30 protein-coding genes, 1 pseudogene and 2 riboswitches are annotated in these 26,327 nt (G+C 39.3%); of the genes and pseudogenes, 6 read left to right on the top strand and 25 right to left on the bottom strand.

Annotated features, from left to right (window positions below):
• Window positions 1–25 precede the first annotated feature (25 nt).
• The gene (locus tag ACH6EI_RS06815) at window positions 26–658 is read left to right on the top strand and encodes a LysE family translocator (protein ID WP_028414714.1); all 633 of its coding nucleotides are present in this window, start codon (window positions 26–28) and stop codon (window positions 656–658) included.
• 166 nt (window positions 659–824) lie between these two features.
• Window positions 825–965: a hypothetical protein gene (locus ACH6EI_RS06810; RefSeq protein ID WP_013058226.1), complete on the top strand. Its 141-nt coding sequence runs from the start codon at window positions 825–827 to the stop codon at window positions 963–965.
• 81 nt (window positions 966–1,046) lie between these two features.
• Here ACH6EI_RS06810 and ACH6EI_RS06805 read toward each other — a convergent pair whose 3' ends face one another.
• From ACH6EI_RS06805 to ACH6EI_RS06730, 16 genes are all read right to left on the bottom strand, one after another.
• Window positions 1,047–1,460, bottom strand: a complete 414-nt coding sequence (locus ACH6EI_RS06805; protein WP_028414715.1) for a DUF5301 domain-containing protein — start codon at window positions 1,458–1,460, stop codon at window positions 1,047–1,049.
• A 31-nt stretch (window positions 1,461–1,491) separates the two neighbouring features.
• Window positions 1,492–1,656: a hypothetical protein gene (locus ACH6EI_RS06800; RefSeq protein WP_165573570.1), complete on the bottom strand. Its 165-nt coding sequence runs from the start codon at window positions 1,654–1,656 to the stop codon at window positions 1,492–1,494.
• 74 nt (window positions 1,657–1,730) lie between these two features.
• The gene (locus tag ACH6EI_RS06795; protein ID WP_028414716.1) at window positions 1,731–1,943 is read right to left on the bottom strand and encodes a hypothetical protein; all 213 of its coding nucleotides are present in this window, start codon (window positions 1,941–1,943) and stop codon (window positions 1,731–1,733) included.
• 24 nt (window positions 1,944–1,967) lie between these two features.
• On the bottom strand, window positions 1,968–2,168 hold the full coding sequence (locus tag ACH6EI_RS06790; RefSeq protein WP_034328143.1) for a helix-turn-helix transcriptional regulator: 201 nt from the start codon (window positions 2,166–2,168) through the stop codon (window positions 1,968–1,970).
• A 434-nt stretch (window positions 2,169–2,602) separates the two neighbouring features.
• Window positions 2,603–2,848, bottom strand: coding sequence for a hypothetical protein (locus ACH6EI_RS06785; RefSeq protein ID WP_028414718.1), 246 nt, complete (start codon window positions 2,846–2,848; stop codon window positions 2,603–2,605).
• Between the two features lie 118 nt (window positions 2,849–2,966).
• On the bottom strand, window positions 2,967–3,467 hold the full coding sequence (locus ACH6EI_RS06780) for a GNAT family N-acetyltransferase (protein WP_028414719.1): 501 nt from the start codon (window positions 3,465–3,467) through the stop codon (window positions 2,967–2,969).
• Between the two features lie 144 nt (window positions 3,468–3,611).
• Window positions 3,612–4,229: an acetate uptake transporter gene (locus ACH6EI_RS06775; protein ID WP_028414720.1), complete on the bottom strand. Its 618-nt coding sequence runs from the start codon at window positions 4,227–4,229 to the stop codon at window positions 3,612–3,614.
• Window positions 4,230–4,371: 142 nt separating this feature from the next.
• A complete protein-coding gene (gene metE, locus ACH6EI_RS06770) occupies window positions 4,372–6,666 on the bottom strand; it encodes a 5-methyltetrahydropteroyltriglutamate--homocysteine S-methyltransferase (protein WP_108674796.1) in 2,295 nt (764 codons plus the stop codon).
• A gap of 150 nt (window positions 6,667–6,816) precedes the next feature.
• Window positions 6,817–7,005: riboswitch (cobalamin riboswitch) on the bottom strand.
• A 79-nt stretch (window positions 7,006–7,084) separates the two neighbouring features.
• A riboswitch (SAM riboswitch) is annotated at window positions 7,085–7,195 on the bottom strand.
• An 80-nt stretch (window positions 7,196–7,275) separates the two neighbouring features.
• The gene (locus ACH6EI_RS06765) at window positions 7,276–7,527 is read right to left on the bottom strand and encodes a hypothetical protein (protein ID WP_028414722.1); all 252 of its coding nucleotides are present in this window, start codon (window positions 7,525–7,527) and stop codon (window positions 7,276–7,278) included.
• A 258-nt stretch (window positions 7,528–7,785) separates the two neighbouring features.
• Window positions 7,786–7,956 carry a hypothetical protein gene (locus ACH6EI_RS06760; RefSeq protein ID WP_186806743.1) on the bottom strand — a complete coding sequence of 57 codons (171 nt, stop codon included), beginning with the start codon at window positions 7,954–7,956 and terminating at the stop codon, window positions 7,786–7,788.
• 157 nt (window positions 7,957–8,113) lie between these two features.
• Complete coding sequence (locus tag ACH6EI_RS06755; protein WP_223546690.1) at window positions 8,114–8,989, bottom strand: metallophosphoesterase family protein; 876 nt, start codon at window positions 8,987–8,989, stop codon at window positions 8,114–8,116.
• Window positions 8,990–9,135: 146 nt separating this feature from the next.
• Window positions 9,136–9,384: a hypothetical protein gene (locus ACH6EI_RS06750; RefSeq protein WP_108674797.1), complete on the bottom strand. Its 249-nt coding sequence runs from the start codon at window positions 9,382–9,384 to the stop codon at window positions 9,136–9,138.
• Window positions 9,385–9,527: 143 nt separating this feature from the next.
• Window positions 9,528–10,907 carry a sugar porter family MFS transporter gene (locus ACH6EI_RS06745; RefSeq protein WP_108674798.1) on the bottom strand — a complete coding sequence of 460 codons (1,380 nt, stop codon included), beginning with the start codon at window positions 10,905–10,907 and terminating at the stop codon, window positions 9,528–9,530.
• A gap of 145 nt (window positions 10,908–11,052) precedes the next feature.
• Window positions 11,053–12,477 (bottom strand): L-arabinose isomerase, encoded by a 1,425-nt coding sequence (gene araA, locus ACH6EI_RS06740; protein ID WP_108674799.1) that lies wholly within the window; start codon window positions 12,475–12,477, stop codon window positions 11,053–11,055.
• Window positions 12,478–12,506: 29 nt separating this feature from the next.
• The gene (locus ACH6EI_RS06735) at window positions 12,507–13,205 is read right to left on the bottom strand and encodes an L-ribulose-5-phosphate 4-epimerase (protein WP_108674800.1); all 699 of its coding nucleotides are present in this window, start codon (window positions 13,203–13,205) and stop codon (window positions 12,507–12,509) included.
• Entirely contained in the window at window positions 13,199–14,830 is a 1,632-nt protein-coding gene (locus ACH6EI_RS06730) for a xylulokinase (protein WP_108674801.1), read from the bottom strand. Before ACH6EI_RS06730 ends, ACH6EI_RS06735 begins: the two co-directional genes overlap by 7 nt.
• Before the next feature lie 338 nt (window positions 14,831–15,168).
• On the opposite strand from ACH6EI_RS06730, the gene ACH6EI_RS06725 reads away from it, so the two are divergent.
• Complete coding sequence (locus ACH6EI_RS06725; RefSeq protein WP_028414728.1) at window positions 15,169–16,275, top strand: GntR family transcriptional regulator; 1,107 nt, start codon at window positions 15,169–15,171, stop codon at window positions 16,273–16,275.
• Between the two features lie 88 nt (window positions 16,276–16,363).
• Here ACH6EI_RS06725 and ACH6EI_RS06720 read toward each other — a convergent pair.
• Window positions 16,364–17,371, bottom strand: a pseudogene (locus ACH6EI_RS06720) (HD domain-containing protein).
• Between the two features lie 230 nt (window positions 17,372–17,601).
• Between ACH6EI_RS06720 and ACH6EI_RS06715 the strand changes: the two are divergent.
• Window positions 17,602–17,982, top strand: a complete 381-nt coding sequence (locus ACH6EI_RS06715; protein ID WP_028414730.1) for a FixH family protein — start codon at window positions 17,602–17,604, stop codon at window positions 17,980–17,982.
• 45 nt (window positions 17,983–18,027) lie between these two features.
• Here the strand turns inward: ACH6EI_RS06715 and ACH6EI_RS06710 are convergent, their stop codons facing one another.
• The 5 genes from ACH6EI_RS06710 to ACH6EI_RS06690 all read right to left on the bottom strand — a co-directional run bounded on the left by ACH6EI_RS06710 (window position 18,028) and on the right by ACH6EI_RS06690 (window position 21,702).
• Window positions 18,028–18,405 carry a hypothetical protein gene (locus ACH6EI_RS06710; RefSeq protein ID WP_108674802.1) on the bottom strand — a complete coding sequence of 126 codons (378 nt, stop codon included), beginning with the start codon at window positions 18,403–18,405 and terminating at the stop codon, window positions 18,028–18,030.
• Window positions 18,406–18,478: 73 nt separating this feature from the next.
• The gene (locus ACH6EI_RS06705; RefSeq protein WP_108674803.1) at window positions 18,479–19,162 is read right to left on the bottom strand and encodes a hypothetical protein; all 684 of its coding nucleotides are present in this window, start codon (window positions 19,160–19,162) and stop codon (window positions 18,479–18,481) included.
• A 177-nt stretch (window positions 19,163–19,339) separates the two neighbouring features.
• Entirely contained in the window at window positions 19,340–20,707 is a 1,368-nt protein-coding gene (locus tag ACH6EI_RS06700; protein WP_165573979.1) for a ferrous iron transporter B, read from the bottom strand.
• 13 nt (window positions 20,708–20,720) lie between these two features.
• A complete protein-coding gene (locus ACH6EI_RS06695; protein ID WP_034267073.1) occupies window positions 20,721–21,452 on the bottom strand; it encodes a FeoB small GTPase domain-containing protein in 732 nt (243 codons plus the stop codon).
• Window positions 21,445–21,702 (bottom strand): FeoA family protein, encoded by a 258-nt coding sequence (locus ACH6EI_RS06690; protein WP_397377002.1) that lies wholly within the window; start codon window positions 21,700–21,702, stop codon window positions 21,445–21,447. Before ACH6EI_RS06690 ends, ACH6EI_RS06695 begins: the two co-directional genes overlap by 8 nt.
• A 425-nt stretch (window positions 21,703–22,127) precedes the next feature.
• Here ACH6EI_RS06690 and ACH6EI_RS06685 point away from each other — a divergent pair, with 425 nt between their 5' ends.
• Window positions 22,128–23,057 (top strand): DUF3298 and DUF4163 domain-containing protein, encoded by a 930-nt coding sequence (locus ACH6EI_RS06685; RefSeq protein WP_108674806.1) that lies wholly within the window; start codon window positions 22,128–22,130, stop codon window positions 23,055–23,057.
• Between the two features lie 346 nt (window positions 23,058–23,403).
• Here the strand turns inward: ACH6EI_RS06685 and ACH6EI_RS06680 are convergent, their stop codons facing one another.
• Window positions 23,404–23,571: a hypothetical protein gene (locus ACH6EI_RS06680; RefSeq protein ID WP_165573574.1), complete on the bottom strand. Its 168-nt coding sequence runs from the start codon at window positions 23,569–23,571 to the stop codon at window positions 23,404–23,406.
• Between the two features lie 353 nt (window positions 23,572–23,924).
• Here ACH6EI_RS06680 and ACH6EI_RS06675 point away from each other — a divergent pair, with 353 nt between their 5' ends.
• Window positions 23,925–24,305 carry a VOC family protein gene (locus ACH6EI_RS06675; protein ID WP_028414738.1) on the top strand — a complete coding sequence of 127 codons (381 nt, stop codon included), beginning with the start codon at window positions 23,925–23,927 and terminating at the stop codon, window positions 24,303–24,305.
• A 140-nt stretch (window positions 24,306–24,445) separates the two neighbouring features.
• Here ACH6EI_RS06675 and ACH6EI_RS06670 read toward each other — a convergent pair whose 3' ends face one another.
• Window positions 24,446–25,651 (bottom strand): hypothetical protein, encoded by a 1,206-nt coding sequence (locus ACH6EI_RS06670; protein ID WP_028414739.1) that lies wholly within the window; start codon window positions 25,649–25,651, stop codon window positions 24,446–24,448.
• A gap of 278 nt (window positions 25,652–25,929) precedes the next feature.
• Window positions 25,930–26,313, bottom strand: coding sequence for a FixH family protein (locus ACH6EI_RS06665; RefSeq protein ID WP_108674808.1), 384 nt, complete (start codon window positions 26,311–26,313; stop codon window positions 25,930–25,932).
• Window positions 26,314–26,327: the final 14 nt, after the last annotated feature.

Genomic DNA, 26,327 nt, shown 5'->3' with positions numbered 1-26,327 from the left:
GAGATTGAAAGAGGTTTTGTTTTTGGTGACGTTATTTTTAACAAATGTGCTGCTCGGTCTTTCGATTGCCCTTCCCGTTGGTACGGTAACGATTGAAATGACGAAGCAAGGTTTAAAAAATGGTTTTCTTCACGGCTGGGTTGTGGGACTTGGAGGCATGACGGTTGATTTGTTGCTAATTGTGCTTCTTTACTCTGGACTGGCTTCTTTTTTGTCTGCTCCTTTTATCCAGCTTGTTATGTGGCTTGTAGGGGCACTTTTTTTACTTTATATTGGCTATGACAGCATTAGACACGCGGATCATGATATAACGGCTCCTGGAGAACACATAAAAAAGTCGTTTGCCTCTTCTTATGTGAACGGAATCTTTGTTGCGATTTCTCCGAGCAATCTCATTTTTTGGCTGAGCGTGTTTGGGACGGTGCTGACAAATTCGCTTCAAGCCTCTCACTCGTTTCATTTCCTAGTGATTGCTGCCGGAATATTAACGGGAATTTTAATTCATGATCTGGGCTTAATGACAATTGTCTCTGGAACTAGAAAAGTGCTGAATCAGCTTTATATCAAATGGGTTTCTATTGCAGCTGGATGTATCTTAATTGGCTTTTCATGCTATTTTCTCTACCGATTTATCGGGAATCTGCGCATGTACTTTTAATATTTCTACATATTTTATGATTTACTATATCCCCTCTTTATCTAGTATAGAGAGGGAATTTTTATAATCTATCAGGGACTATCAGACAAAAAGTTCACAATTTCGTCACATTTCTATTGATTTTTTTCTCTTTTTATACGAAAATATAAAAAAGGGAGGAAATATCATGAAAATCAAAAAAGCACTTCGCATCTTTATTGGATCAAACGTCCTTGTATTATTAACATTTGGCCTTCTTCCAGCACTGTTAGTTAACCCTGATATTGACCTAATTCAATCATTTATTAATTATATAGGCAAGGATTAATTCCACTTAAAATAGTCAAAATTTTCAATCTATTATTTTTATAAAAAAAGACAGCGCAGGCTGTCTTTTTTAGTAGGTTTTTTATTTAGTTGAAAACAGCTTTTTAACATCTACTTTTTGATCTTTAACAATCGTATACGTCGCCTGTTTTTTATCTTCAAAGTTAAACGCTTTTATGTAGTCATTATCGTAAATCGTTAATCCGTACGCATCTTTTCCGTTTTCAACGATTTTTACCCAGTAAGACTGGTCAAACTTTGGATCGAGTTCCTTGCTTTTTTTCACTTCTACTTTTGCCAAAGAATGTACGATTTGCTTTATCTCTTTTTTATCATCTACTACACGTTTTCCTTCGTCCGTATCTATTTCAATACGCGTAACGTTTGCTTCATCTACTTTTATGACGTCTTTTAACTGATAGGCTTTCCCGGTATATGTAAAATAAAATACGATGATAAATAAAAGTGCAGCTATAATAATCGTTCTTTTTTTCAAAAGGAACCTCCTTTTCCGCATCACGCTGCATTCAGGTGATACACCTTTTTATTCCTCCTGTTCCGCATCCTTTTAGTACAATGCTGCTTCCTACAAGCAGACTGTAGATTAATCCCGGAACAGGAAGTATTAACGTTATCATCAACAGTAACATGCCCGTACTTGTAAGAGCTACTCGTGCAGCTCGATTTTTCATTCATTTCACCGCCGTTGCTCTGTAAATCTCTTTTATATGAAGTGATCAAAGTATTTTCGATTTCCGTTCACTTATTAGCTATGTACTTTTCGCTTGTAATAAACGAGTGTCCAAAAATATACGCATATTCCTACTAGTAAGATTGTGGCTTCCCATCCTCTTTCACCGGTTTTAATAAAATCATAGGAAGACCAAATTAACAGCGCTACTGTATAAAATAAAAAGCCGTTTCGCGCCGCTTGCTTGATTTCAAACTTTTCCATTTCGTCCGCTTTTTTTACTTTCACATTATCTTCTCCTTTTTAACTAACTTATGATTTATGAAATAAAAACAGCTCATCTACTGTTGCTCCCAGTTCTTGGGCCAGCTGGAAAGCCAGCGCTAAGCTTGGATCATACTTATTGTTTTCAATTGCGTTAATCGTTTGTCTAGATACACCGCATACTTTCGCCAATTCATCTTGAGACATCCGCTTGACTTTACGCAGTTCTTTAATTAGATTTTCCACCATTCATCACTCATCTCTAAAATGTAAAAAACTTTTTACACCCATATCTTATATTATCTTCCTTGTTACTGTCAAATATGTTTGACAAATTAATGTCTCTTACCTACCTAAAAAAGAGATTGAGATATAACAAAATTAATTCAATCTAAAGACGAGCAAACGGGATAAATGATTGAGGATGTATCCCGCTGTTGCTTTCCGTGCAAGACTTCGCTTTCCGCGGAGTCTTCGCCTTGCCCTCCAACCAACCGCTAGAAGCAACGAAATAGATTAAGCACATGTTCATTATCACAATAAAAAAAACCGAACGAATTTAATTCTTCATTAAGAATCTCAATTCATCGTTCGGATCTTCCTTCAACTAAAATACTTTTGTCCTGTCCATTTTTCCCTTATTGTTATACATTTGTTAAAATTAGTTAAAAACCCCTCACTTCTTACTTTTCTATAATGCCTACAACGAACAAAAACACTGCTAATGAAAGCATCCAAAAGTTTAAAACAACTCCGCCAATAATTGAATACCATTTTTTCGACACAGACGCAAAAACAATGCCCACCAGCGAAAGAATCCCCAGCACTGCAATATCGACATACATATTCACACCGGGACCTCTTCTTACCATAAAAAATGAAAAGCTGATGATTACTAGTATAAAAGAAAGCACGCCGTACTTATTCATGTAAACACCCTCACTTTTACATATTTACAATAATTATACATAATAAAGAGTAAAAAAAGCACAAATTCATTAAAAGAGAACTTGTGCTTTTTTTATATCATTTTATTTTTCGTAAAAATTAAAGCTCCTTACTCATATTAAACCACTGCACGCCTGCATGCTGGGACTGCGCAACTCCTTGATTCACATATCCGTTTTTTTCATAAAAAGGAATCAATTCTTCTTTACATGTTAAAGTCACCGTTACGCGCTGTTTGTTCCGTGCCTGTTTTTCAAACTCTTTTAGCAGCATACTGGCGATTCCTTTATGATGATGCTTGGGGTTTACAACGATACCTAAAATACTTTGATGACCACCTGTCTCAGGGTTGGAAATCGTTTTTTCAAACAAATCATCCGTAATAAACGGAGCTGAAATGACGGGTCCGTTCACATATCCGATTATTTCTTCATTTTCTTCGGCGATGATAAACGTATCAGGAATGGTTTTAATTCGCGTGATAAACGCTTCTTTTGAGGCAGCTTCTTCAGGTGTAAAGCCTTTGTTTTCTAACGTAATTAATTGGTTTAAATCTTTTTCATCCACTTGTCTTATAATCATTGAAACGGTTCCTTTCATTATGTATTTCTCTTTTTTCTCTAAAAGCTTCTATTAGATATAACTATCTCTTTCTACTATATATAAAAACGCACAAACAAAAAAGGATTGACCTCTGCATCATACAGAATTCAACCCTACTTCGCTGTTTAATGAACGTCTTGATTATTTAATAAATGCACCAAATGGCTTGCCCACTGGAAGCACAACTCGACCATAGTGAGTATTTAATACAGCCGCGGCAGATCCATAGAATGAAAACAGAGCAATTAATAGCTCTGAGACTGCTGCTAGTAAATGTGTGTATTCATAGGCCACATCAAATGTACTTAGCGATAATCCAATAAATAAGAAATCAATTAATACAAAAATAATAAATAATACTTTATGAGTGCCCATTGCTCCAATCGTCATAAAAACGCTGAAAATTAAGTAGCCGACAAAAGCAAATGCGAGCTGCTTCGGATCCGCTTCTTTTGCGAGCGCTTCCCCAAATGCGCCAAGCTGAATAAGCCATGTCATAGCTACACCTAGCCAAAATAAACCGAAGGCACCAAAAGCAGTTGCGCCGAAGGTATTATTATGTTTGAAATCTTGCATAGACGCAATTAGCTGTCCTATCCCGCCTAAAAAAATTGCCCATGGCAATACCAATGAAACACCATCGGTTACCCCAAGCTTTTGAAACGATGCAACAAGTGTCACCATGGCAAGTCCGAATAGGCCTAGCGCTGATGGATCCGCTGTTACAATTTTAACGTGCTGCGTGCTGTTGTTACTCATGTTGTACCTCCCTGATTTTAAAAACACCTTTAAAAAGATACAAAAATCTACGGGAAGTGTCAATGGATATTTTTGGCCTTTAAAAAACCTATAAGACCAAGCAGTGTAGCGTTTACAGTGCTTGGTCTTTACTTTCTTGTTATTAAACGTTTTGTAATAAATTTTGTCTTGTTTGTTTTGCAGACTCAACCATCACTTTTACAGCTTCAACCGTCTCGCTGATTCCTCTTGTTTTAAGGCCGCAGTCGGGATTAATCCAAAACAGTGCAGGGTCAAGCACCTTCAGAGCTCGGTCAATGTTTCGTGTCAGCTCTTCAAGCTTCGGTACGCGCGGACTGTGGATATCATATACGCCAAGTCCAATTCCCTGGTTATACGTATGTTTTTCAAACGCATAAATTAATTCACCGTGGCTTTTGGACGTTTCAATGGAAATCACGTCGGCATCAAGCGCTTTGATCGCATCAATAATCTCTTCGAACTCTGAATAGCACATATGCGTGTGAATTTGCGTCTCGTTTTGCACCGATACCGTGGCTAGTTTGAACGCATACACCGCCGCGTTCAAGTAGCTTTCCCAGTTTTCTCGTTTTAACGGCAGTCCTTCACGCAGCGCCGGTTCATCTACTTGAATCATTGAGATGCCCTGACTTTCAAGTGCTTCCACTTCTTTTCTAAGAGCAAGCGCAATTTGATTGGCCACGTCGTAGCGTGAGATATCATCACGTACAAACGACCAGTTTAAAATTGTAATTGGCCCCGTCAGCATTCCTTTAACAGGCTTATTGGTTAGAGACTGTGCGTAGACCGTTTCTTTGATTGTCATCGCCTGCTCGTACGAGACATCTCCGTAAATAAGCGGCGGCTTCACGCAGCGAGAACCGTATGATTGCACCCAGCCAAACTTCGTAAACTGAAAACCTCCTAATTTTTCACCGAAGTATTCAACCATGTCCGTGCGCTCAAACTCTCCGTGCACAAGGACATCTAAGCCGATGTTTTCTTGAATTTCAATCCATTTTTTGATTTCAGCGTTAATGTACGCTTCATATGCTTCATCGCTTAACTCTCCTTTACGCCACTTCAGACGCTCTTTTCGCACTTCTTTTGTTTGCGGAAAGCTTCCAATTGTTGTCGTTGGAAGAAGCGGCAGTTGAAATGCTTCTTGCTGAACGCGTTGACGTACGTCAAACGGCGCTTGGCGCTCCGCTTTATAGCTGTGCAGCTGCTTCAGCTCTTTTTGAACGTCTTGATGGTTTCGAAAAGATGATCCATTTAATGCTTGAATCGCTTGTTTGCTTACACTTATTTCTTTTTCAATTGCTTCTTTTCCTTGCTGCACCGCTTTTGTTAAAAGCGTGATTTCCTTCAGCTTTTCATCTGCAAAAGACAGCGCGTTTTTTAGAATTGGCTCAATGGTTTTTTCGCTTTTCACCGTGACAGGAACATGTAATAAACTTGATGAAGGCTGCAGAATCAAACGGTCTTTTGATACAGCTTCTTCAATTTCACTGATTGTTAAAAGCTGTTCGTCCAAGTTTTCACGCCAAATGTTTCGTCCGTCAATCACTCCTGCTGCCAGCACTTTATCAGTTGGAAAACCATATTTATTAAGCGCCGTGAGATTTTCGCCTCGGTCATGTACAAAATCCAATCCAATTCCGTGAACAGGAAGAGCAACTACTTCTTTATAGTAATCTACGCTGTCAAAGTACGTCTGCAAAATGACTTTTACATTCGGTGCCGCTTTTTTCAAAGCTTCATAGACTTCTTTATACAGTGCCAGGTCTTCTTTTGATAGCGTTGTAGCTAAAATCGGCTCATCTATTTGTACCCACTCGACCCCTTCTGCCTCCAGCTCCGCTAAGATTGTTGCATAAAGAGGAACAAACTGTTCAACTACTTTTTTAAACTCACTTTTTTTATATCCTTTTGACAGCTTCACAAATGTTACTGGACCTAAAATAACGGGTTTGCCTTTGATATTCAGCTTTTGTTTTGCTTCTTTGTAAAATTGAAGCGGACGATTTTCTACAAGGGCAGGCGTACATTCGTCAAGCTCTGGTACGATATAGTGATAATTTGTGTTAAACCATTTTGTCATCGTAGAGGCTACCGCACCTTTTGTTCCTCGGGCGATGTCAAAATACGTTTCAAGGGATACCGGGCCTCCGTTATATTCAAAGCGCTTTGGCACCAAACCAAACATAGCGGCTGTATCTAACACGTGATCGTATAAGCTAAAATCGCCGACTGGAATTAATTCAATTCCTGCGTCACGCTGTTTTTTCAGATGCCCAAGACGAAGAGCTTCAATTTCCTGAAGAAAGATATCTTTCTCTATCTTTCCTGCCCAAAACTGCTCAAGCGCTTTTTTCCATTCTCGTTTTTCACCAATTCTTGGATAACCTACATTTGAACTTTTTACACTGCTCATTTTTTCCACTCCCTATATATTTTTTTATCGCTAAACTAAAAAATCTCCCTTTTCGAAATGAAAAGAGAGATGATACGCATACTTAACTAAAGTTGAGATAGCCTGTTTTTCTCAACACGTATTCCTCACTCCTCTCTATATCCCGTAGAGCTTAAGTGCATACAACAGGCAGGTCTCCTGACTTAGGTTCATCGCTTCCTATCCCTTCCCATTTCAACATGAAACAGTGGTTAATAAGTTGCTCCCCATTACAGTGGCGGGACCGCGCCGGCTTTTCACCGGTCTTCCCTTTTAAGCTGCGTACATTCGTTACACAGCACCTGATGCATTTCTATGAAATTGTTCATTCAAAACATATTCACATAAAATAAAAAGCCTCTCTATCATGAATAGAGAGGCATAGTATCTATGAAATCCTCTCTTATTTTTCAAAGCTGTACGCTTTGCAGGATGTAGCACCTTTTTAACAAGATTGTTAAATGGTTGCCGGGCTTCACAGGGCCAGTCCCTCCGCCTCTCTCAATAAGAGTTTTAATTGTTTATAATATTTTGAATGTAGAGTCATCTTAACACCTTACATTTATGTTGTCAAAAGAAATTTCAAAAAAATTAGTTTTCAGGAGGCGTTGACGCTAATTTTTGCCTTAATAATTTGTAATCATCTTTTCGATGTGTTTCGATCAAGTCTTTTGCTCCTTGATGATACCCTGAAGAATAGATGTACTCTACCGCCGTTTCGATAAGCATTCTCTTTTCTTCCGCACATTCTCGGTCCATTAGGGGGAACAGTCTACCTAAAAGGTCATTTAAATCTTCCTTAATAAAACGATTGAGTCCTTCTTGCATCTTTTCGTTTGCCATGATAGCTCCTCCATTTGCTGTGTATGTTTTAAGCCTCTATAAACACGCATTTCACTGTGAATGTTAAGATAAAGTTAAGTCATTAAACAGTATATCAAGTGAATGTTTTTCTTCAATTACATATGTAATACAAATATATGACAAATATAGAGAATATATCATCATTCATTATCTATTATAACGTTTGACTGAGCCTTCTGCTACAAGGTTTCGTACGGTTTTCCAAAAGAGGTTGAGACATAACCAAGTGAATCCAATCTAAAGGCAAATGGGATACATGAGCTGAATCGCTTGTGACACCGCAGTTGATTTCCGTACAAGACTTCGCTTTCCGCGGGCGGTCGCTGAGCCTCCTCGTCGCATACGCTCCTGTGGGGTCTCACGTGTTCCGCTTTTCCCGCAGGAGTCTTCGTCTTGTCCTCCAATCACCTGCTAGAAAGACCTATACACATGAAATCTACGTTTACCCTAATAAAAAAATGAACCACTAATCAAGATGCTTGATTAGTGGTTCATTTTTCATTTCGCCTAAAACCCTTTTGTCCCAGCCTCTTTTTTTTGAACCTAGCTTTCTACTTTCTTGTTTTTACAAACAACTTCTTCGAGGTCGTCCAAAATCCTTCCAAAGAAGAGGTCCTAAAATGTCGTACCGGCTAACAAAAAACTCCGTAAAATTATAATTATTTAAAATTAAAGGCGGTTCAAAATCAAGGGGAGCACCCGCGCCTCCTGATAATACAAAATCAGTACCTCTTCCAAGCGTAAACGACCCGTTTCTGTTTTTTCTAATAAACTGCTCGTCATACGCATGCACGTGGCTGACTAACACTTTTTTCACGCGATGTTCTTGAATTAAATCAAAAAATTCTTGACTTTGAGGAGTCGTTACAGGAAAACCTCCCAGGTCTGACCACCGGCCAATATTTGGCTGCGCATGCATGGCTACAACGGTATTACGAGGAGCATCCTCTAGCTGCTGCTCTAAATAATTCAGCTCTCTATCTGTAAATCCATATATTTTATTCTTGGGGCTGATGATATTATTTAATGCGATGCACCGGAAGTTAAAGACAGGAATATCAATGACCCAGTGCACTTTTCCGATAGTGGCTCTGAAGTTTTCGAGGTTGCTTTCTTCAAGGTTTAATTCATCGTGATTCCCTACGCATACAAACACGGGAATGTTTGGTGCTATTTTTTCGACAACTTTAACAAAGTGCTCCAAATACCTCTTTTCTCCTGTATACACGGTGTCTCCCCCATGAATAATAAACAGCGGATTCAATTCCACCGCCTTTTTTAACACAAGCTCAAATTCACCGCTCATCGTGTAACAATTATCGTTTGGTCCGTCACCTCTGCTGTCGCCCATAAAAACAAAGTTGAATGGATCTCTCGGATTTAATTGTTTAATTCTTTGCTTTAATAACTTTTCAGAACGTTCATGAAGCGTCAAATTCATCAACTAGTTAATCCTCCTATTACTAAATAAAATTGGTTAAAAGTAAACAAGCTTACTTATTTATATGGAAATTTGCTGATGAAGGTCACTATCTTCTTGTAAGCAGAACGCACATTTAAATGAGTTTCCATAGCTTATCTATTCTTTCATTTTGTTAAGCACGGATAAGACAACATAAAAGCTAGAATCTCAGTATCTATTAATAAGAGCTGGAGCATAATCCAAAGACGAACAAAGGCCGACATGAGCTGAACCGCTTGTTGCCCCGCAGTTGATTTCCGTGCAAGGCTTCGCTTTCCGCGGGCGGCCGATGAGCCTCCTCGTCGCTTGTGCGCCTGCGGGGTCTCATCTGTTCCGCTTTTCCCGCGGGAGTCTTCGCCTTGCTCTCCAATCAACTGCTAGAAGAAATGAAACAGCTGAAACCTGCGTTCACCATAAAAAACGAACCACTAATCAAACACTTTGATTAGTGGTTCGTTTTTCACTTCAGCTAAAATATTTTTATCTCAGCACCTTACATTTAAAACATTTACGACAATTAAACATATTTATTACGCTCAACTGGACTTAACGAATTTCTTTCAGAACGAGCTGCCATGTCTGTTTCAATTTGCTCTAGGCTGCGCCCTTTAGTTTCGATAACTACAAAGCGTATGAAGAATAATCCGAGAATACAAATGATCCCAAACGTTGAAAAGATCACACCTAAGCTAAACTGATCGGCTAATATAGGAAACACAAGCCCTACTGCAAGCGATCCTGTCCAGTTAAAGGCAGATGAAATACCAGCACCGATTCCGCGCACAGAAAGCGGGAAAATTTCTCCTACAATGATCCACGTAAGCGGCGCCCAAGAAAACGCATAGCACAGGATAAAGCAGCAAAGTGCAATTAACGTAACCCAGTTAACAACGGATTCATTAACGCCTACTGCTCCAAGAATAGCCGGTGTAAAAAAGGAAAGAGCCATTCCCGCACCGCCAACCGTAAGAATGGTACGGCGGTTGAATTTATCAACAAACTGCAGAAAAATAAGTGTTGTCACAACGAAGATTACCCCAACGATGACCGTAAAACCAGCAGCTACCTGCGGCGCTAAACCAACTTGACGAGCAATGCTTGTTGCATAATAAACAATTGAGTTTGAGCCTTGAATCTGCTGGAAAGTTGCCATTCCGACACCGATAATTAAAGCTAAACGAAACTTTTTCTGAAACAGCTGTTTAATGCCTGATTGTTCATGCACAGCTACGCTTTCAATTTCAGACACTTCAGCTTCGACTTCCGCTGCTGAGGAACGAAGCGTGCGCAGCACTTCACGCGCTTTATCTGCCATTCCATTTTTAATTAAATAACGAGGTGACTCTGGAAGCTTGATCATACCGATGCATAAGACGATCGCAAAAATACCGGCACTGCCAAGCATAAGTCGCCAGCTGTTTGGAATCGGTTCAAAAATAAAGGCTACGATATAGCTTAATAATAATCCAATTACAATCATTAGCTGATTCAAACCTGAAAGCTTCCCGCGAATATGAGCGGGTGCGATTTCTGACATATAAGCAGGAACTAAAGAAGAAGCCGTTCCTACTGCTGTACCTAAAAAGACGCGCGCAATCGTTAACGTAATTTCCTCCGGTGCAATCGCTGAACCGATGGAGCCTAACAGAAAAATGATAGAGGAAATTAAAATTAACTTTCTTCGTCCAAACTTATCACCTAATAATCCGCTTAAAATAGAACCGATAATGGCTCCGCCCATTAGCGATGAAACCACAATCCCCAGCCAGAGCGGACTTAAATGAAACGCTTCACGGATATGACTTTCTGCACCAGCAATAATCCCAATATCATAACCGAATAAAATACCGGCAAATGAGCCGAAGAAGAAGATAAACTTACTTGATACTTTACTCATGATTATATCCCCTTTGTATTGTCTTAGTTTTGCTTCCTGCCACACTTATTTAAAACGCTTTCATTTGTTTCTAAAAACGGCGTTCTTTTACTGACGCTATATTTTCACTTCCAAGGAAGCAGTGCTCCCTCGGAAGTAGTGGTGCTTACTTAATAATGACGTACTCTAGATCAACAAGCTTTGCATAGCTCACAATTTGATCCGTAGTTAAATTTAATGAAAGAACCGTATGATGGCCTCCTCCGTTTTCAATCCACGCTTTAACGCCGTCTTGAAAGTTCGGCTTAATGTTCCAAAGCACGCGTGCTACCGGAAGGTTTGGGGCTGGAACTTCCGGCTCAAATGCCGATACTTCGTTAATTAACAGCTTGTAATGCGTGCCGAAGTCAGCCATAGAAACGACTACGCCTTCTCCTTGTTTACCGTCAAACACTAAGCGGGCCGGATCTTCGCGGTTACCGATACCTAGCGGAGAAACGATTAGTTTTGGCTTGTTTACTGCTAGCGTCGGGTCTACTTCAAGCATGTGTGATTGAAGCACTGACTCACGTCCGGGAGCCAATTCATACGTGTAGTCTTCCATAAAGCCCGTTGACTGATTATGGCTCATCACTTTGAGCAAGCGGTCAAGCGCGGCTGTTTTCCAGTCTCCTTCACCGGCAAAGCCGTATCCCTGTGCCATCAAGCGCTGTACCGCTAGACCAGGAAGCTGTTTCATGCCGTACAAATCTTCAAAGTTAGTCGTAAAAGCGCTGTAGCCGCCTTCGTCTAGAAAACGTTTAATCGCAATTTCATAGCTTGCCTGTACTTTTACGCTAGACTCCCAGTCTTCTGCAGAATAATCACCGTAGACAAATTCATACGCGTCTGCATATTCAGCAAATAAATCATTGATTTCTTCTTCCGTAACGGCATTGACATATTGAACAAGGTCACCGATTCCAAAGTAGTCAACCGTCCATCCAAATTGAATTTGCGCTTCGATTTTATCTCCTTCTGTTACCCCCACGTTGCGCATATTGTCACCGAAACGCGCGACTTTAATGTTGAAGCTTTCGTTATAAGCAGCGGCTACGTCCATCCACTGTGCAATTTGCTGCTGTACGTCGGGGCGCTCCCAGTAGCCTACTACAATTTTATTTTGCTTGTTCAAACGCGCGTTGATAAAGCCGTATTCACGATCACCGTGAGCGGACTGATTCAAGTTCATAAAATCCATATCAATTGTTTCCCAAGGAATACTTTCGTTAAATTGTGTTGCCAAATGAAGCAGCGGTTTTTGCAGTAACTTGGTACCGCGAATCCACATTTTTGCAGGCGAGAACGTATGCATCCACGTGATTACACCGGCAACTTCATCTCGGTAATTCACTTCTTTCATCATGCTTGTAATCGTATCAGCACTCACAGCTAAATCTTGCAGCACAAGCGGATAAGGTAAGACACCGCTTTCATTTAAAGCATCAGTCATACTTTGCGCGTGTGCTTTTACTTCTGCTAGCGCTTCTTTTCCGTAAAGGTGCTGTGAACCAACAATAAACCAAAATTCTTTTTGAGCTGTTTTTAACATGATAATCCCCTTTTCTGTATGTAAGTCTTTTAATTCCCTTGCCCGTAATACGCGTTTTGTCCGTGTTTTCGTAAATAATGTTTGTCTAATATGCGCTGCGGCAGCTCTTCAGCCAGCCCGTTTAATTTTTGTGTAAAGAAGTTCATCTTGGATACTTCGTCTAATACGACGCTGTTCATTACCGCCGTTTTGGCGTCTTTTCCCCATGTGAACGGTCCGTGTCCTTGAAGTAAAATACCAGGAACCGCTAGCACATCTAAACCGCGCTTTTCAAACGTTTCAATAATCACCTTGCCCGTTTCCACTTCATATCCGTCATTCACTTCTTTTTCTGTCAAAAAGCGCGCGCACGGTACGGAACCATAAAAGGTATCGGCATGAGTCGTTCCCATTGCCTGCACATCAAGCCCTGCTTGAGCCCAAATGGTCGCCCACGTTGAATGCGTATGAGCAATACCGCCAATTTCGGGATAGTGTTTATATAGTACGGCGTGTGTCAGTGTATCAGAGGACGGATTAAGCTCACCTTCTACCACGCGGCCATCTAGGTCTACGACTACCATATCTTTGGCCGTCATTTTTTCATACGTCACCCCGCTTGGTTTAATCACAAACAAACCGCTGTCTCGATCAACTGCACTTACATTTCCCCACGTGTACTTGACCAGTCCGTGTTTTGGCAAATCGAGGTTTGCTTGAAATACTTCTTCTTTTAATTTATCTAGCACAGTAACTCCTCCCGTTCTTCGCTGTGATGCTCGGCAGCTGCTTTTTCAATTACTAGCCCTTTTTTATATCTTTTAATAAATGCTTCAAACCCTTTTACATCGAGTTCGTCAGGGTAGATTTCCTGTGCGGTCACTTCTTTAAAGACTTTATTATCCAAGAAATCTTCTAAACTTTCATTCTCACTTTTATTGAGCATATAAGAAGAAAGAATAGCCATGCCCCACGCGCCGCCTTCTCCTGCTGTGTCCATGACGGAAACCGGGGTATTAATTGCCGCTGCCATCATTTTTTGACCCACTACCGGCGTTTTAAATAATCCTCCGTGCGCTAAAATGCTGTGAATCTTTACGTTTTCTTCTTTGACTAAAAGATCCATTCCTATTTTTAAAGCGCCAAAAGCTGTAAAAAGATGCGTTCGCATAAAGTTTGCTAGATTAAAATTGCTTTTTGCTGACCGGACAAATAGCGGACGTCCACTTTCTACTCCGGTAATATTTTCACCTGAGAAATAGCCGTAGCTAAGCAAGCCCCCTCCATCAGGATCAGCTTCTAACGCTTTATTTAACATCACTTGGAATAATTTATCCGACTCTACTTTTTGCCCCATCGCCTCCGAAAATTCACGAAACAATCCGAGCCAAGCGTTCAAGTCGCTTGAACAGTTATTCGCATGAACCATGGCAACTGGACTGCCGTTGGGCGTGGTAACCAAATCAATTTCCGGATAGACTTTTGAGAGCTTTTTATCTAGTACAATCATCGCAAAAACGGACGTTCCTACTGAAACATTTCCCGTGCGTTTTCTTACGCTGTTTGTCGCCACCATTCCCGTTCCTGCATCTCCTTCTGGAGGACAAAACGGAATGCCCGGCTGCAAATTTTTTGATTGATCTAAAATACTAGCTCCTATCGCTGTTAACGTGCCTGCTTGCTCGCCTGAAGTATGAACTGCAGGCAGAATATCTGATAGTTGCCACGAATATCCTTTGTAAGAAATGAGCTCGTCAAACTGCTTCATCATCGCTTCGCTGTAATTTTGCGTGCGTTCATCAATTGGAAACATTCCTGAAGCATCTCCAATGCCAAGCGCCTTACTGCCCGTTAGCAGCCAGTGAATATAGCCGGCTAGCGTTGTTATGTAATGGATGCGTGGCAGATGTTTTTCTTGATTGATGATTGCCTGATACAGATGCGCAATGCTCCATCGTTCAGGAATATTAAAGTTAAAATGTTCAGTTAATTCTTTTGCTGCTTCGCTTGTTGTTGCATTACGCCACGTTCGAAACGGAACAAGCAGCTCACCCGTTTTATCAAACGCCATATATCCGTGCATCATAGCTGAAACGCCGATGGAGCCAACTGTTCGAATGGTGATCCCGTAGCTTCGTTCCACTTCTTGCTTCATTTCACGGTAAGCACTTTGCAGACCTGTAATAATATCGAGTAAGTTGTACGTCCAAAAACCGTCTTCTAAGAGATTTTCCCATTCATAACTGCCTGATGCGATCGTTTCAAAGTTTTCATTGATCAGCACCGCTTTAATACGAGTAGATCCAAGTTCAATCCCAAGGGACGTTTTCCCTTTAGCAATTGCTTGTTTTATGCTTTCTTGAGTTGTTTTCACGTTTAATCTCCTTTCTGATAGCTATAAAGATACCTATAGCAGTAAGGAAGCGCTTTCCGTTTTATGTAACGCTGTTTGAATTTGTTAACAACTTAAGTATATTTATTTGTACGTACATTTGTCAATAATAAAATTATATATGCACACAAATACTCAAAACACCCTACTATTCTCTTCTTAAACTTTTAAAAAATCGGTATTCAACCCTTAAATCATTTTCCTTTTGATTAAAAATTACGGAAATCTTTTCATTTATTCACGTTCATGATAAAATATGTCCATACAAATTTTACACATAAAAAAAGTTGAATGTATACAACTACGAAAGAAGTGAAAACATGAAGCCAAAATATCAGGTGATTATTGAAGATATAAAAAGCAAAATTCTTTCAGGCGATTACAGCATTGGCGAGCAAATCCCGACTGAATCGGTCATGCAAGAAACGTATGGTGTCAGCAGACATACGGTTCGAAAAGCGATTTTAGAGCTGTCGAATGAAGGATTTTTAAGAAGCGAAAAAGGGTCTGGCACCTATGTAAGCAATCAGTATCAATCCAAAGCGAGCGGGACTTCTGCCAACAAAACGATCGGCGTTATTACCACGTATATTTCCGACTATATTTTCCCTTCGATCATTCGCGGAATTGAAAGCAGATTAAATAAAGATAATTATTCGCTGCTGCTGGCGAGCACAAATAATGATGTGGAACAAGAAAAAAAAGCGCTGGAAATGATGCTTTCCTACGGAGTAGACGGCTTAATTGTTGAGCCTACAAAAAGTAATTTGTACAATCCAAACATCTCTTATTATTTATCATTCAAAGAACAAGACGTTCCGTTTACGATGATTAACGCCTACTACGAAGAATTAGAGGTTCCGTTTTTTTGTTTAGATGACGTTCAGTCAAGCTACCTTGCCACAAATGAATTAATTTCAAAAGGACATACACAAATTGGACTTATTGCCAAAATGGATGACCTGCAAGGAAAATACCGAATGAAAGGCTACATAAAAGCGCTCGGTGATGCAAAACTCCGCTTTCAGCCTGAGCATATTTTGTCTTTTAACACCGAAACAAAGCTCGATTTGTACGCTAATTTAAAAGAGTTTCTTACTGAAAATCAAGACGAAATGACCGCTCTTGTCTGCTATAACGATGAAGTAGGGTTAGAAGTCGTAAATGTATGCAGACAGCTTGGCATTTCCATTCCGGACAAGTTGTCAATTATTGGTCAAGACAATTCGTACATCGCTAAAAATGCGACGATTAATTTAACAACGTTAACCCATCCGCAAGAACAAATGGGACGCGACGCGGCGGATTGGATCATTAAAAAGCTGCAGGGCAAAAAAGATTTGCCAAACGAAACTTACTATCAGCCTGTGTTAGTTGAAGGAGAAACGATTAAAGAATTAACTGCGAAGCGTGATGAAGTTCGTTAAGAGAAGGCTTCCTTAGAGGTCTATAAAACTTCTTATAAGATAAGGGGATGCACATTATTGCATCCCCTTTTTTATGTAACGATTCATTTTATAACGGAGCCTGAACGTTGATATATACTCCTTTTTCTATCCTTTGTTTCGCTTGCTCTATTACTCTTTTAGCGGTAAGTGATAACTGAGATACAGGAGCCGCCCCATCTGAACCAATAACAAGAGGATCAACCCAGCGCATTTTTGTCGTTTGGTAAACATCATAACAAGACGCCGTTCCTGTTTCTACTTTGCTGTTAAAAAGAGCAGATAGCATCCCTTCAATGCTGCTATCTCCAGCGTTTTTCAGCAACCGAACCACATCGTCATCCTGCTTTAAAAAATCTTCCATAGACACTATATCTTTCTGCAAAGCAAGCTTGATAATTTCCGTCAGCTGATAGTTTCCAAACATATTAAGCGGATTCATAAAAAAGCCAATGACTTCTTTGTAGTAAGCATCCACAAACCACTCTGCCGCTGATAAATTACTGCACGCCATTTGTCCATTAAATCCGACAAGCTGATCCAAAAACGCATGCACTTCTTGTAAAGTAATCTCGCCGCATACGTACAAATCCCGCAGCGTATAATCCACGCGGTCAGCGTATAATCCACGCGGTCAGCGCATAAGCGCGGAGCGTTCTGTTCAAGCAGCGTCCACTGGCTTTCATCAAGTAAGATATATATCTCGCCAGTTTAAACCGGCGCTCGTTAAAATAGAAGGAATAGACGACCCGGTCACAATTTGTTCGTAAATCATTTCATGATAATTTTCTTCTTTTTGTTCCAAAACATAGTCAATCACATGAGAAAATGCCGTATGTGAAACGTCATGTAATAAAGCCGCTATTTGCTCTTCCAAAGAGCCTCCTAGCCTATGTACAAGCATCATCGCACCAACGGAATGATCATATCGAGTAGTATTCCATTTTTCATTTACAAACCGGCTCGCTCCGCCTTGGTAAATTCCTTTTAAACGCTGTACGGGGTCACTTTGAATCAGTTCTAAAAGAACGCCTTCTGCTTCAAAATTTCCGTACAGTTCATCATAAAGTGTAAGCATATCCTTCTCTCCCTTTCCTAGCTTATTATGTTTAATCCTAAGGTCAAGACACAATGCTGTAAAGCCGCGTTGCGATAGTAACCTATTTTTTGTAACAAAATGTTCAATTTTCTTGCCGTCACACTCATAAAAAATCACTCATTGGGATGATTTTATTTTATAACTTAAGTGATAAAGTTTTATGGAGAAATTTATTTACTAGTAGAAAGTAAGATAAAAAGGAGATATTTATGAAAAAGCTTAGTATGCTGCTGCTCATTTTAGTCATTGCCGTAGTCGGCTGTTCAAAAGGAAACGAGCAAAAATCACAGGAAGTAAAAGGAACAATTGAAGTCCCTCAAACCATTAAAGCAAATGAACAAACATCTATTAACGTGCTCGTTACACAAGGAGACAAAAAGATAAAAAATGCAGACGCTGTACAAATTCAAGTTGAAAAAGAAGGCTATATTAACCAGAAAATGATCCCTGCCAAACATCAGGGTAATGGCACATACAGCACTGACTACACGTTTAAAACAGACGGTGAATATACGATTACTGCTCACGTTACGATAAAAGGCGACATGAAAATGTTTACGAAAAAAGTGACGGTTGGCGAGAAAAAGTAAACTGCCTATTAAAAAACGACCTCTGCTTGCCAGAAGTCGTTTTTATTATTCCTTGGATTCTTTAATACGGTCAAGATACTGCTTCGCATGAAGCAAGCCAAGATTTTTTTCTTTTCGTATGTATTTTATAGCCTGAACGTCGCTTCGGCCATTCATAAGCATCAGATTGACTTTGTTTTCAAACGCTTCGTCCCTCTCTATTTCTAGCTGCTTCCACTCTTCCTTTGAATCACGTTTAGGTGTTGTTAGCAGCAGGATCACTAATATCATAAGAGCGCTGCTTGTCGTCACATAAAGCCAAAACCAGTCCAGAAACCAGCTGTTAATGACATTCAGTATGATGACGATGGTGAAACCGAAATATAATTTTGTTTGATACCTACTCGTTTTTTTTGAATCTATTTTATTAAAAAATACCCTCACGGTCAGCCTCCTTTCAGCATTTTATCGGTGAGTTTTTCTACTAATCTCTCTTGGCTCAACCTGCAGTTTCTTTTTACCTAATGATGACACTTTTCGTAGTACCCTCGCTTGTCTGATAGCCACCTGAACTGTTGCTGCCAATCACTTGTATGCTGCCGTAATCATGATAATCTTTGTTCGAAGAATGAGAGATTTGTAGTTGTTTTAACTCCGTTCCCTCTAAAACAAAGTAAGGGCCGTCATAACTCGTATTCTCGTACTCACCGGAAGAATGAAGGTGCGTGTACGCATAGCGACTAGTTGTAAAGAAGTGTTGGTTGTTAAGGATTTCTACCTTCGAAAAAAACTCATCTGCGGTCATTAATCGGTCATATTGAGCAGGCTTTCCATCAACTTTGTCACTTGTAACCGTCAACCAGTCCTCTCCTTGATCTTCACATGAAAAACATGAGCTGTAATGTAGCATCGTATAGGAGTTATAATCAGAAGGGTCTATCACTGTAAACCGCATAGAAGATATGTTTTGATCCCTATCTAGCGTTAAACGAAAATCCTCTATTTTTGCTTTATGCTGTGAGAGCTGCTGCTCTTTTCGAAAGAATTCCCAGCTTTTGCTTACTTCTCCAGACTTCAGCTCATCTCTCGTAAATAACAGCGTTTGTTTTGTACCTTTATAAACGACATTCCCGATACTGAGAATAAGGAGAGCAAGGATTGCCAGCCAGCAGATGGTTTCTGCCACCTTGTTTTTTGCCATAGTTGTTCTCCCCCAGAAGTTAAATGTGTGCGTATCATAAAAGAAACACACATCATACAAATTACCATTTATCCTAAAAAATATCAATTAATCTCACTAAGACTAAAAATCTATTGAATCAGCGACTTATAAAAAAGTGCAGGACTCTCTCAAGAGCCCTGCACTTTTATTTCATATCTAAATAAGGTTAAACGCTTTTACCACTTGAGCAACCGTAAACGTAACGCCAATCGCAATCACTGTTGGAATCGCAAAAGCAAGAAACGTCCACTTTGCATTTTTAGTTTCTTTATAAATATTCACAAGCGTTGTTCCGCACGGAAAATGCAGAAGCGAAAACAGCATCATATTAAGAGCCGTTAGCCACGTCCAGTGGTGATCAAGGAAAATTTGTTTGAGTCTTGTTGCATCTTCAATTTCAATTAATGATCCTGTTGATAAATACGCCATTAGTAAAACTGGTACAACAATTTCATTAGCCGGCAAGCCAATAATAAAAGCAGCTAGTATATACCCGTCTAGCCCTAGCGTCTTGGCAAACGGATCAAGAAACTGAACGAAGTGCATTAAAATACTCGTATCGCCAATATAGATATTAGCCAATACCCACGTTAACACCGCTGCGGGTGCTGCAACAATAATCGCGCGTTTTAACACAAAAAGCGATTTATCCAGCGTTGCGCGTACAATTGTATCTACAAATTTTGGCTTACGGTAAGGCGGAAGCTCGAGCGTATAGTGTGTTGGTACTCCGCGCAGTGCCGTTTTAGACAGTGCCCATGATACAAACAGCGTCACAACAATTCCAAATAACACGGTTCCCACTACCACAAGCGCCGTTACGAAAGTTTTAGCACTCCTTGTAAAGCCTGTTGCCATAAATAAAGAAGCTAACAAAATCAGCGTAGGCCATCTGCCGTTACATGGAACAAAGTTATTTGTTAAAATCGCCATCATACGTTCACGCGGCGATTCAATAATACGCGTTGACATAATCGCTGCGGCGTTACATCCAAACCCCATCGCCATCGTCAGGGACTGCTTGCCGTGTGCGCCCGCTCGTTTGAACAAACGATCCATATTAAACGCCACGCGAGGCAAATAGCCGTAGTTTTCTAAAAGCGCAAACACCGGAAAAAAGATAGCCATCGGAGGCAGCATGACGCTAATGACCCAACCCGTACCGCGAAACAGTCCTAATACAAGAATTCCGTGTAGCCATTCTGGTGCATGCATCGCTTGAAAGAAAGCTGTTAAATATCCTTCCGCCCAGCCGAACCCTTCTGCAATTAATCCAGAAGGAACGTTTGCCCCTGCTATAGTGATATAAAAGATGATCGATAAAATACCAAGCATAATCGGAAATCCCCAGATTGGCGAAGTGAAGACTTTATCCAATTTCTCCGTGCGCTGAAGCTTTGAGCGGTCTTGGTACACAACGGCTTTTTTACATATTTGCTGTGACGACTGATAAATGCTTGCCACCATATTTGAACGATGATCTTTTTCTTTTGCCTGTTGCGCATAGCGCGTTAGCTGTTCCATCGCTAATGAGTTTTCAGGAGTTAACGGATTTCCCATATGCGCTGTTCCTCCTTTCTGTGTGGCTGATATCTTGCTGCTGATGCTGCTGAATCGTTTCTAAAAACGACGTGTCTCCATCAAGAACCCGTAAAGCAATCCAGCGGAGAGGAAATTGATTTCCCACAATAGAAGCAACTTGAGGTTCTAGCTCCTTTAGTGACGCTTCAATTTCTTTTGTATACTGCACCTGGTAAGGAGTAAGCTTTACTTCCCCGCGCACGACTCCTTCAATCGCATCCAGCAAATTCGTAATGCCTTTTTTATTACGTGCTGATATAGGCACAACCGGTACCCCTAACGATTCAGCGAGCTTTTTTTCGTTAATCACAATTCCTTTTTTCTTTGCTTCATCCATTAAGTTCACACAAATCACGACGTTTTCCGTCATTTCCATTACCTGCAGGGCTAGATTAAGATTTCGTTCCATCGCCGTTGCATCCACCACAACAACCGTCACGTCAGGTCTTTCAAATAAAATATAATCGCGCGCTACTTCTTCGTCTGCCGAATTTGAATAAAGTGAATACGTTCCAGGCAGATCGACGATTGTGTAGAGCTGCTCGTGATGTTCAAACGTCCCTTCTGCTTTGGCTACAGTTTTTCCCGTCCAGTTTCCCGTGTGCTGCTTAAGACCGGTTAACCCGTTAAATAACGTACTTTTTCCCGTGTTCGGATTTCCTGCTAATGCAATGCGATACTCACTCAACGTCGTCACCTACTTTTTTCACATAAATTTTTGAGCTTTCTTCTTTTCTGAGACCAATCGTTGTATGACTGACTTGATAAGCAACAGGATCTCCTAACGGGCTTTTTTGAAGCACTTTGATGATGGCTCCTGGAATAAACCCTAAATCTAACAAGCGGCGCTTTAAGGCACCTTCGATTTCAATTCGCTCTAGCTGCACCGTTTCACCTGTCGTAAATGTAGACAGCGGAGATTTTTTTACACTAGCCATCTATTTTTCACCCCTTCTTGTTTTTTATACAAGGTTATATTTTTTTCGTTAGACCAACTTTTAAGGTAAAAAAATATACTCGTTGATTTGTAATAGGCTATTCTGCTTAAGCAGAAAAGTGAACCTGTCTGCATCAATTATTTAAAAATTTTAGTTTTCACTTATAATAATACCGAAAGTTTACCACAGGAAACTTTTTTAGTCCAGGGTAAATAACTGACTTTTTTCTTCTTTTTACTGAAGGCATAAAGTGGTAAGTGCTGGTCTATTTTTTCTAATAAAAGTAAGTCAAAAAATAATTACGTAAAAAGGAATTAATAAAAGTAAAAAAATGTAAAGTTGTGCTATACTAGTGAATGAGCTTTTTTGGAAAATAAAGTATGTATTAGTTTTAAAACCTACAAAAATCACTTTAGGGGGCTTTTATGAAAAGGTTCAAAAGGGTTAGCGCAGTTGTTTTAGGTTTTGCTTTGTTATTTTCACCGCTTGCTCCGCAAACAGTTGCAGAAGCAAAAGTCGTGTGGGGGAATCAGGAACTGGTTAAAGGGCAAATAGGACGCGTTACCGTTTTAAAGAACACGAATCTTTACAACATAAAAAACAACAAGTTAGTAGCGGCTAGAAAAGTGACAAAAGGGCAAGTATTCCGCGTTTATTCTGAATCTAGCAAATTTGGTGGTCTGTATGGGGTATCAAAGGGTACCTATGCTCAAAAGTCATCAAGTATTAAGTATGAAAAAGCCCCTAGTGACAAAATTCAAGCCTTAGGGGTAACAGTTACGAAGAAATCTTTAGCAAGCAACATTAATTACCCTCAGGTATCTGGTCTTATCAATAAACCATTTGAAGCTAGCTATAATCGAAAGTTCTTAAATATTGCGAAAGAAGCACAAAAAGAACATAACGAGCTAAAAGAACAAGAGAAGGAAGACCGCAAAAACGGCTGGGCGCCAGGTCCTTATTCTCGTAATATGACATACTCTGTACCTTACAATCAAGATAATATTTTAAGTGTTGCTGTTACGAATGATGCGTACGCTGGCGGCGTTCACGGCAACGCTTGGATTGATACTTACAATTACGATTTGTTAAAAGCTCGACAAATTAGCTTAAAAGATATTATTAACACCAACACTAAGTTAAACAAGGTTAATAACTATATCCGGAATGAAATGATTGCGCGTAATAAAAAAGGTGCTCAGTTCTGGGTTAATGAATTTACGTCTGTAAATTTAAAAGACGATCAGTTTTACTATACAAGTAGCGGCATTGCCATTATATTTGGTGAGTATGAGTACGGCCCGTATTCTAACGGCATTCATACGTTTAAAATTCCGTCCACCATTTATAAATAAGATAGTCGTACAAAAAAACATAAAAAAAGAAGCATGCGAACCATCAGTTCACATGCTTCTTTTTCTTTTTTTCTGCAGAATAAGCGGAGCAAAAAAGAAAGGTGAGCCCTATTCCGCCTCCAACCATCATTGAATAGGAAAACGTATCTCTTAACGCTAGGCCGCCTATCATTGACAATACAAACAGAAAATAAAACAGTAATGTGTAGTTCCTCTTCACAATCTCTACTCTCCCCTTCCTCATCATTTTCCGAAAACCAAATCATCCAATACAACCACGGAAGAACTCAGGGCCGCATGCATTACGCTTCTTGTAGCAGACGAAAAACCGCTTTTCAAGGTATTTTTATAGTGTTTGAAAAAGTGAAATGGTCAGAGCTAACGTCAGCAAGGAGCCTGCGGATGTTAACATCATTATTTTTCGGTTACTCTGATTCTTTTCAGGTTTTAAAAACTCTTGAATGGCTACAAACCAGATAACAAAAGTGATTAAAGAAAGTATCCCCATAGGCATACGAGCATCTCCATTCATATATGTATTTAAATTTTCAACACATCTAATCAACAAACTTTCCGGAATAAGTTACTAAAATAAATGCTACTCTCTACTTAATATTAACATAAAATTCCATATTTTTTAATGTGTGATGTAAAAACCGCAGCATTTTAGAAAATAAGCTATTTATAAAACGCTCATTTGAACTGGAAATGAACATAAAGCTGTCTCTGGCTATTCTCCACTTTACATCTCTGGCTATTCTCCACTTTACAAATGATATACTTATTTATAGAAAAACCTCTCAGATCTCACCCAGTACTTACCCTACCGTCAGAAGAAAAAAGTGTACCTTGTTAGGAGGAAACGAAATGATTAAAAAACTAGACCATTTTGTGTTAACAGTAAAAGACGTTGAAAGAACCATTCACTTTTATACGGTTATTTTACGTATGCAGAAAGAGACGTTCGGAGAAGGAAGAGTAGCGCTTCGTTTTGGTGATCAAAAAATAAACCTACATCAAACAGGGCATGAATTTGAGCCTAAAGCAAATCACCCTCTTCCGGGTTCCGCTGATTTATGTTTTATTACAGAAGAAAAGATCGAAAGCATAATCCATCATTTACAAAAACATAATGTAGAAATTGAAGAAGGACCGGTCAGACGTACAGGTGCTGTAGGGCCTATTGTTTCTGTTTATATTAGAGATCCTGATTACAATTTGATTGAGCTGTCGAACTACGTAGATTAAGGCGACCTTCTTAAAAAAGGCTGTTTTCATAAATATTATTGCTATGTTATAGAGGCTCAAAAGAAAACTCGCAGTAGAAATTTGCGAGTTTTCTTTATTATATAAGGGACCCCGCTTCTTATAAACTGCGTCCTTACAATCTATTTAACAACCAAATTGATCGTATCTTTTTGTATTTCATACTGACCCTTTATTTCTCCAATACCAGTGATAAAAAGTGAATCACCCGTTTCCAATGGTTTATCCTGTAATACGATAAGTAATTTATTTATATTTTTCAATCCAACCGCACAATAGGCAAGGGATGGTTGTTGAATAAGGTATTCTTGGTTAATTATCCTTACTTTTATATAATTTTTATGTAATAACCTGCCTTCCAAAGGAACAATATTCATCGGATCAAAGGATAAAGCAATGATTTCTCCTTCAATGAAAAGATGGGTTCCTATCTGTGCTTCGAATTCATCAAGTTCTTTCTTCCTTGATTCAACAGCAAAATTTACTGCTTCTTCTGTTTCATGGCTTATTTGAACATCTTCAATTGCCTGTTTTCGAGGGACAATATTAAGACGTTTAATTAAATCAAATAGTGTTACATTAATATCAAAAAAACTTTCCTTCCAATCAGGTGACAATTCATCCAGCAGCAAACACATAAATAAGCCTGAACTATAACAGCTCCGCCTTATATTGGAAGTGGATTCAACTACGTCTATTAGATTTTCCCCATATTTTTTTAAAATCAAATCATTAGCAAGCGGGGATTTTTCTGAAAAAGCCTTTATTTCAACATACCAGGCAGGTCCTTCAACAGATTCAATTAAGTTTTCATATGTTAAATGCTCTTTTATTCCTTCTGTCCTTTTTTCCCTTAGGCTGATAAATTCGTTCAAATACTGCTTCTTTTTACTGATATCAGTTTCTAACAATGCATTATAAAGACTTTTCCTTTCGCGATTTCGAATTTCTACATTCTCTTTTGTTAAGGGATAGGTTATTCCCAGCGTTTCATCAGGAAAGCGTTTTTCCCCTTTTACATATTGATTTCCGTGGAATAATTCGTGAACCAATATCGAAAAAAATCCTTCATAGTCATCGTACAGTTCCATATCAGCAATAGCCGTAGGATAGCCATCAAATAGAATAAGCGTATTTCCCACAAACTGCTCGTCCCGTTTTAAAATTTCATATGATTTAGGAGGAATGTCATTATACCTAGGATGATTGAACAGGAATACACTGTTTTGGTCGTACAATGCATAGGCAACAAGTTCAAAATTTGGCCAATACCTTTCTACGTTCGTATTAGTTAAGTCCTTGGCAATTTGATTCAGAAAATGGTTCATTCTTTTCATCCCCAATTGTTAATTCCCTAAGGAAAGAGAATATTCTTTTTTAGAAAAAAGGGTTTGTTCAATTTGACTGTCCCGTTAGTTGAATAAGATTACTGTTATTATCCTAATTTTAACATAGGTTTCCTAACGTTTGGTTTACTGTCTAGGAAGAAACGAAATGATTAAAAAATTAAACCATTTTGTGTCAACGGTAAAAGACGTTGAAAAAGGAACTTATTAAAAAAAGAGAATGCACAAGGCATTCTCTTTTTAAATGGCTATATAAGGTACTACTCTTTAGACTTGCCTACCTCTACTTTTTTCGTAAACATTTTCATGTCATCATCTACCGTCACGTGAGCGGTAATCATATATTCGCCGTCTTCTTTAAACGTATAGTCCGTACTGTATACACCTTTTCCTTCGTGCGGTGCTTTTGTCATTTCTTGATTGATGTAGCCTTCTTTTTCAACTTGGAACTGTACGTCATCTGCGTTTTCTACTTTTTTATCTCCTTGCGTCACAAGGACTTTAAGCTTGACTTGTTCGTTTGCTTGAATGGATTCCGGTACTTCAATCGTTCCTTTTACTTCTTTTGAACGTGAATCATTTGCCTTTGAACAGCCTACTATAGCTATCATTAAAACAAATAATACGATGCTGAGTTTTTTCATTATGTTGTTCTCCT

Origin of the sequence: Priestia sp. JSM ZJ58 (assembly GCF_044383985.1) — a bacterium.
In the GTDB taxonomy this organism is placed as follows: domain Bacteria; phylum Bacillota; class Bacilli; order Bacillales; family Bacillaceae_H; genus Priestia; species Priestia zanthoxyli.
Note: the sequence above shows the minus strand (reverse complement) of the source record. Positions and strands in the feature narration are given on the sequence as shown.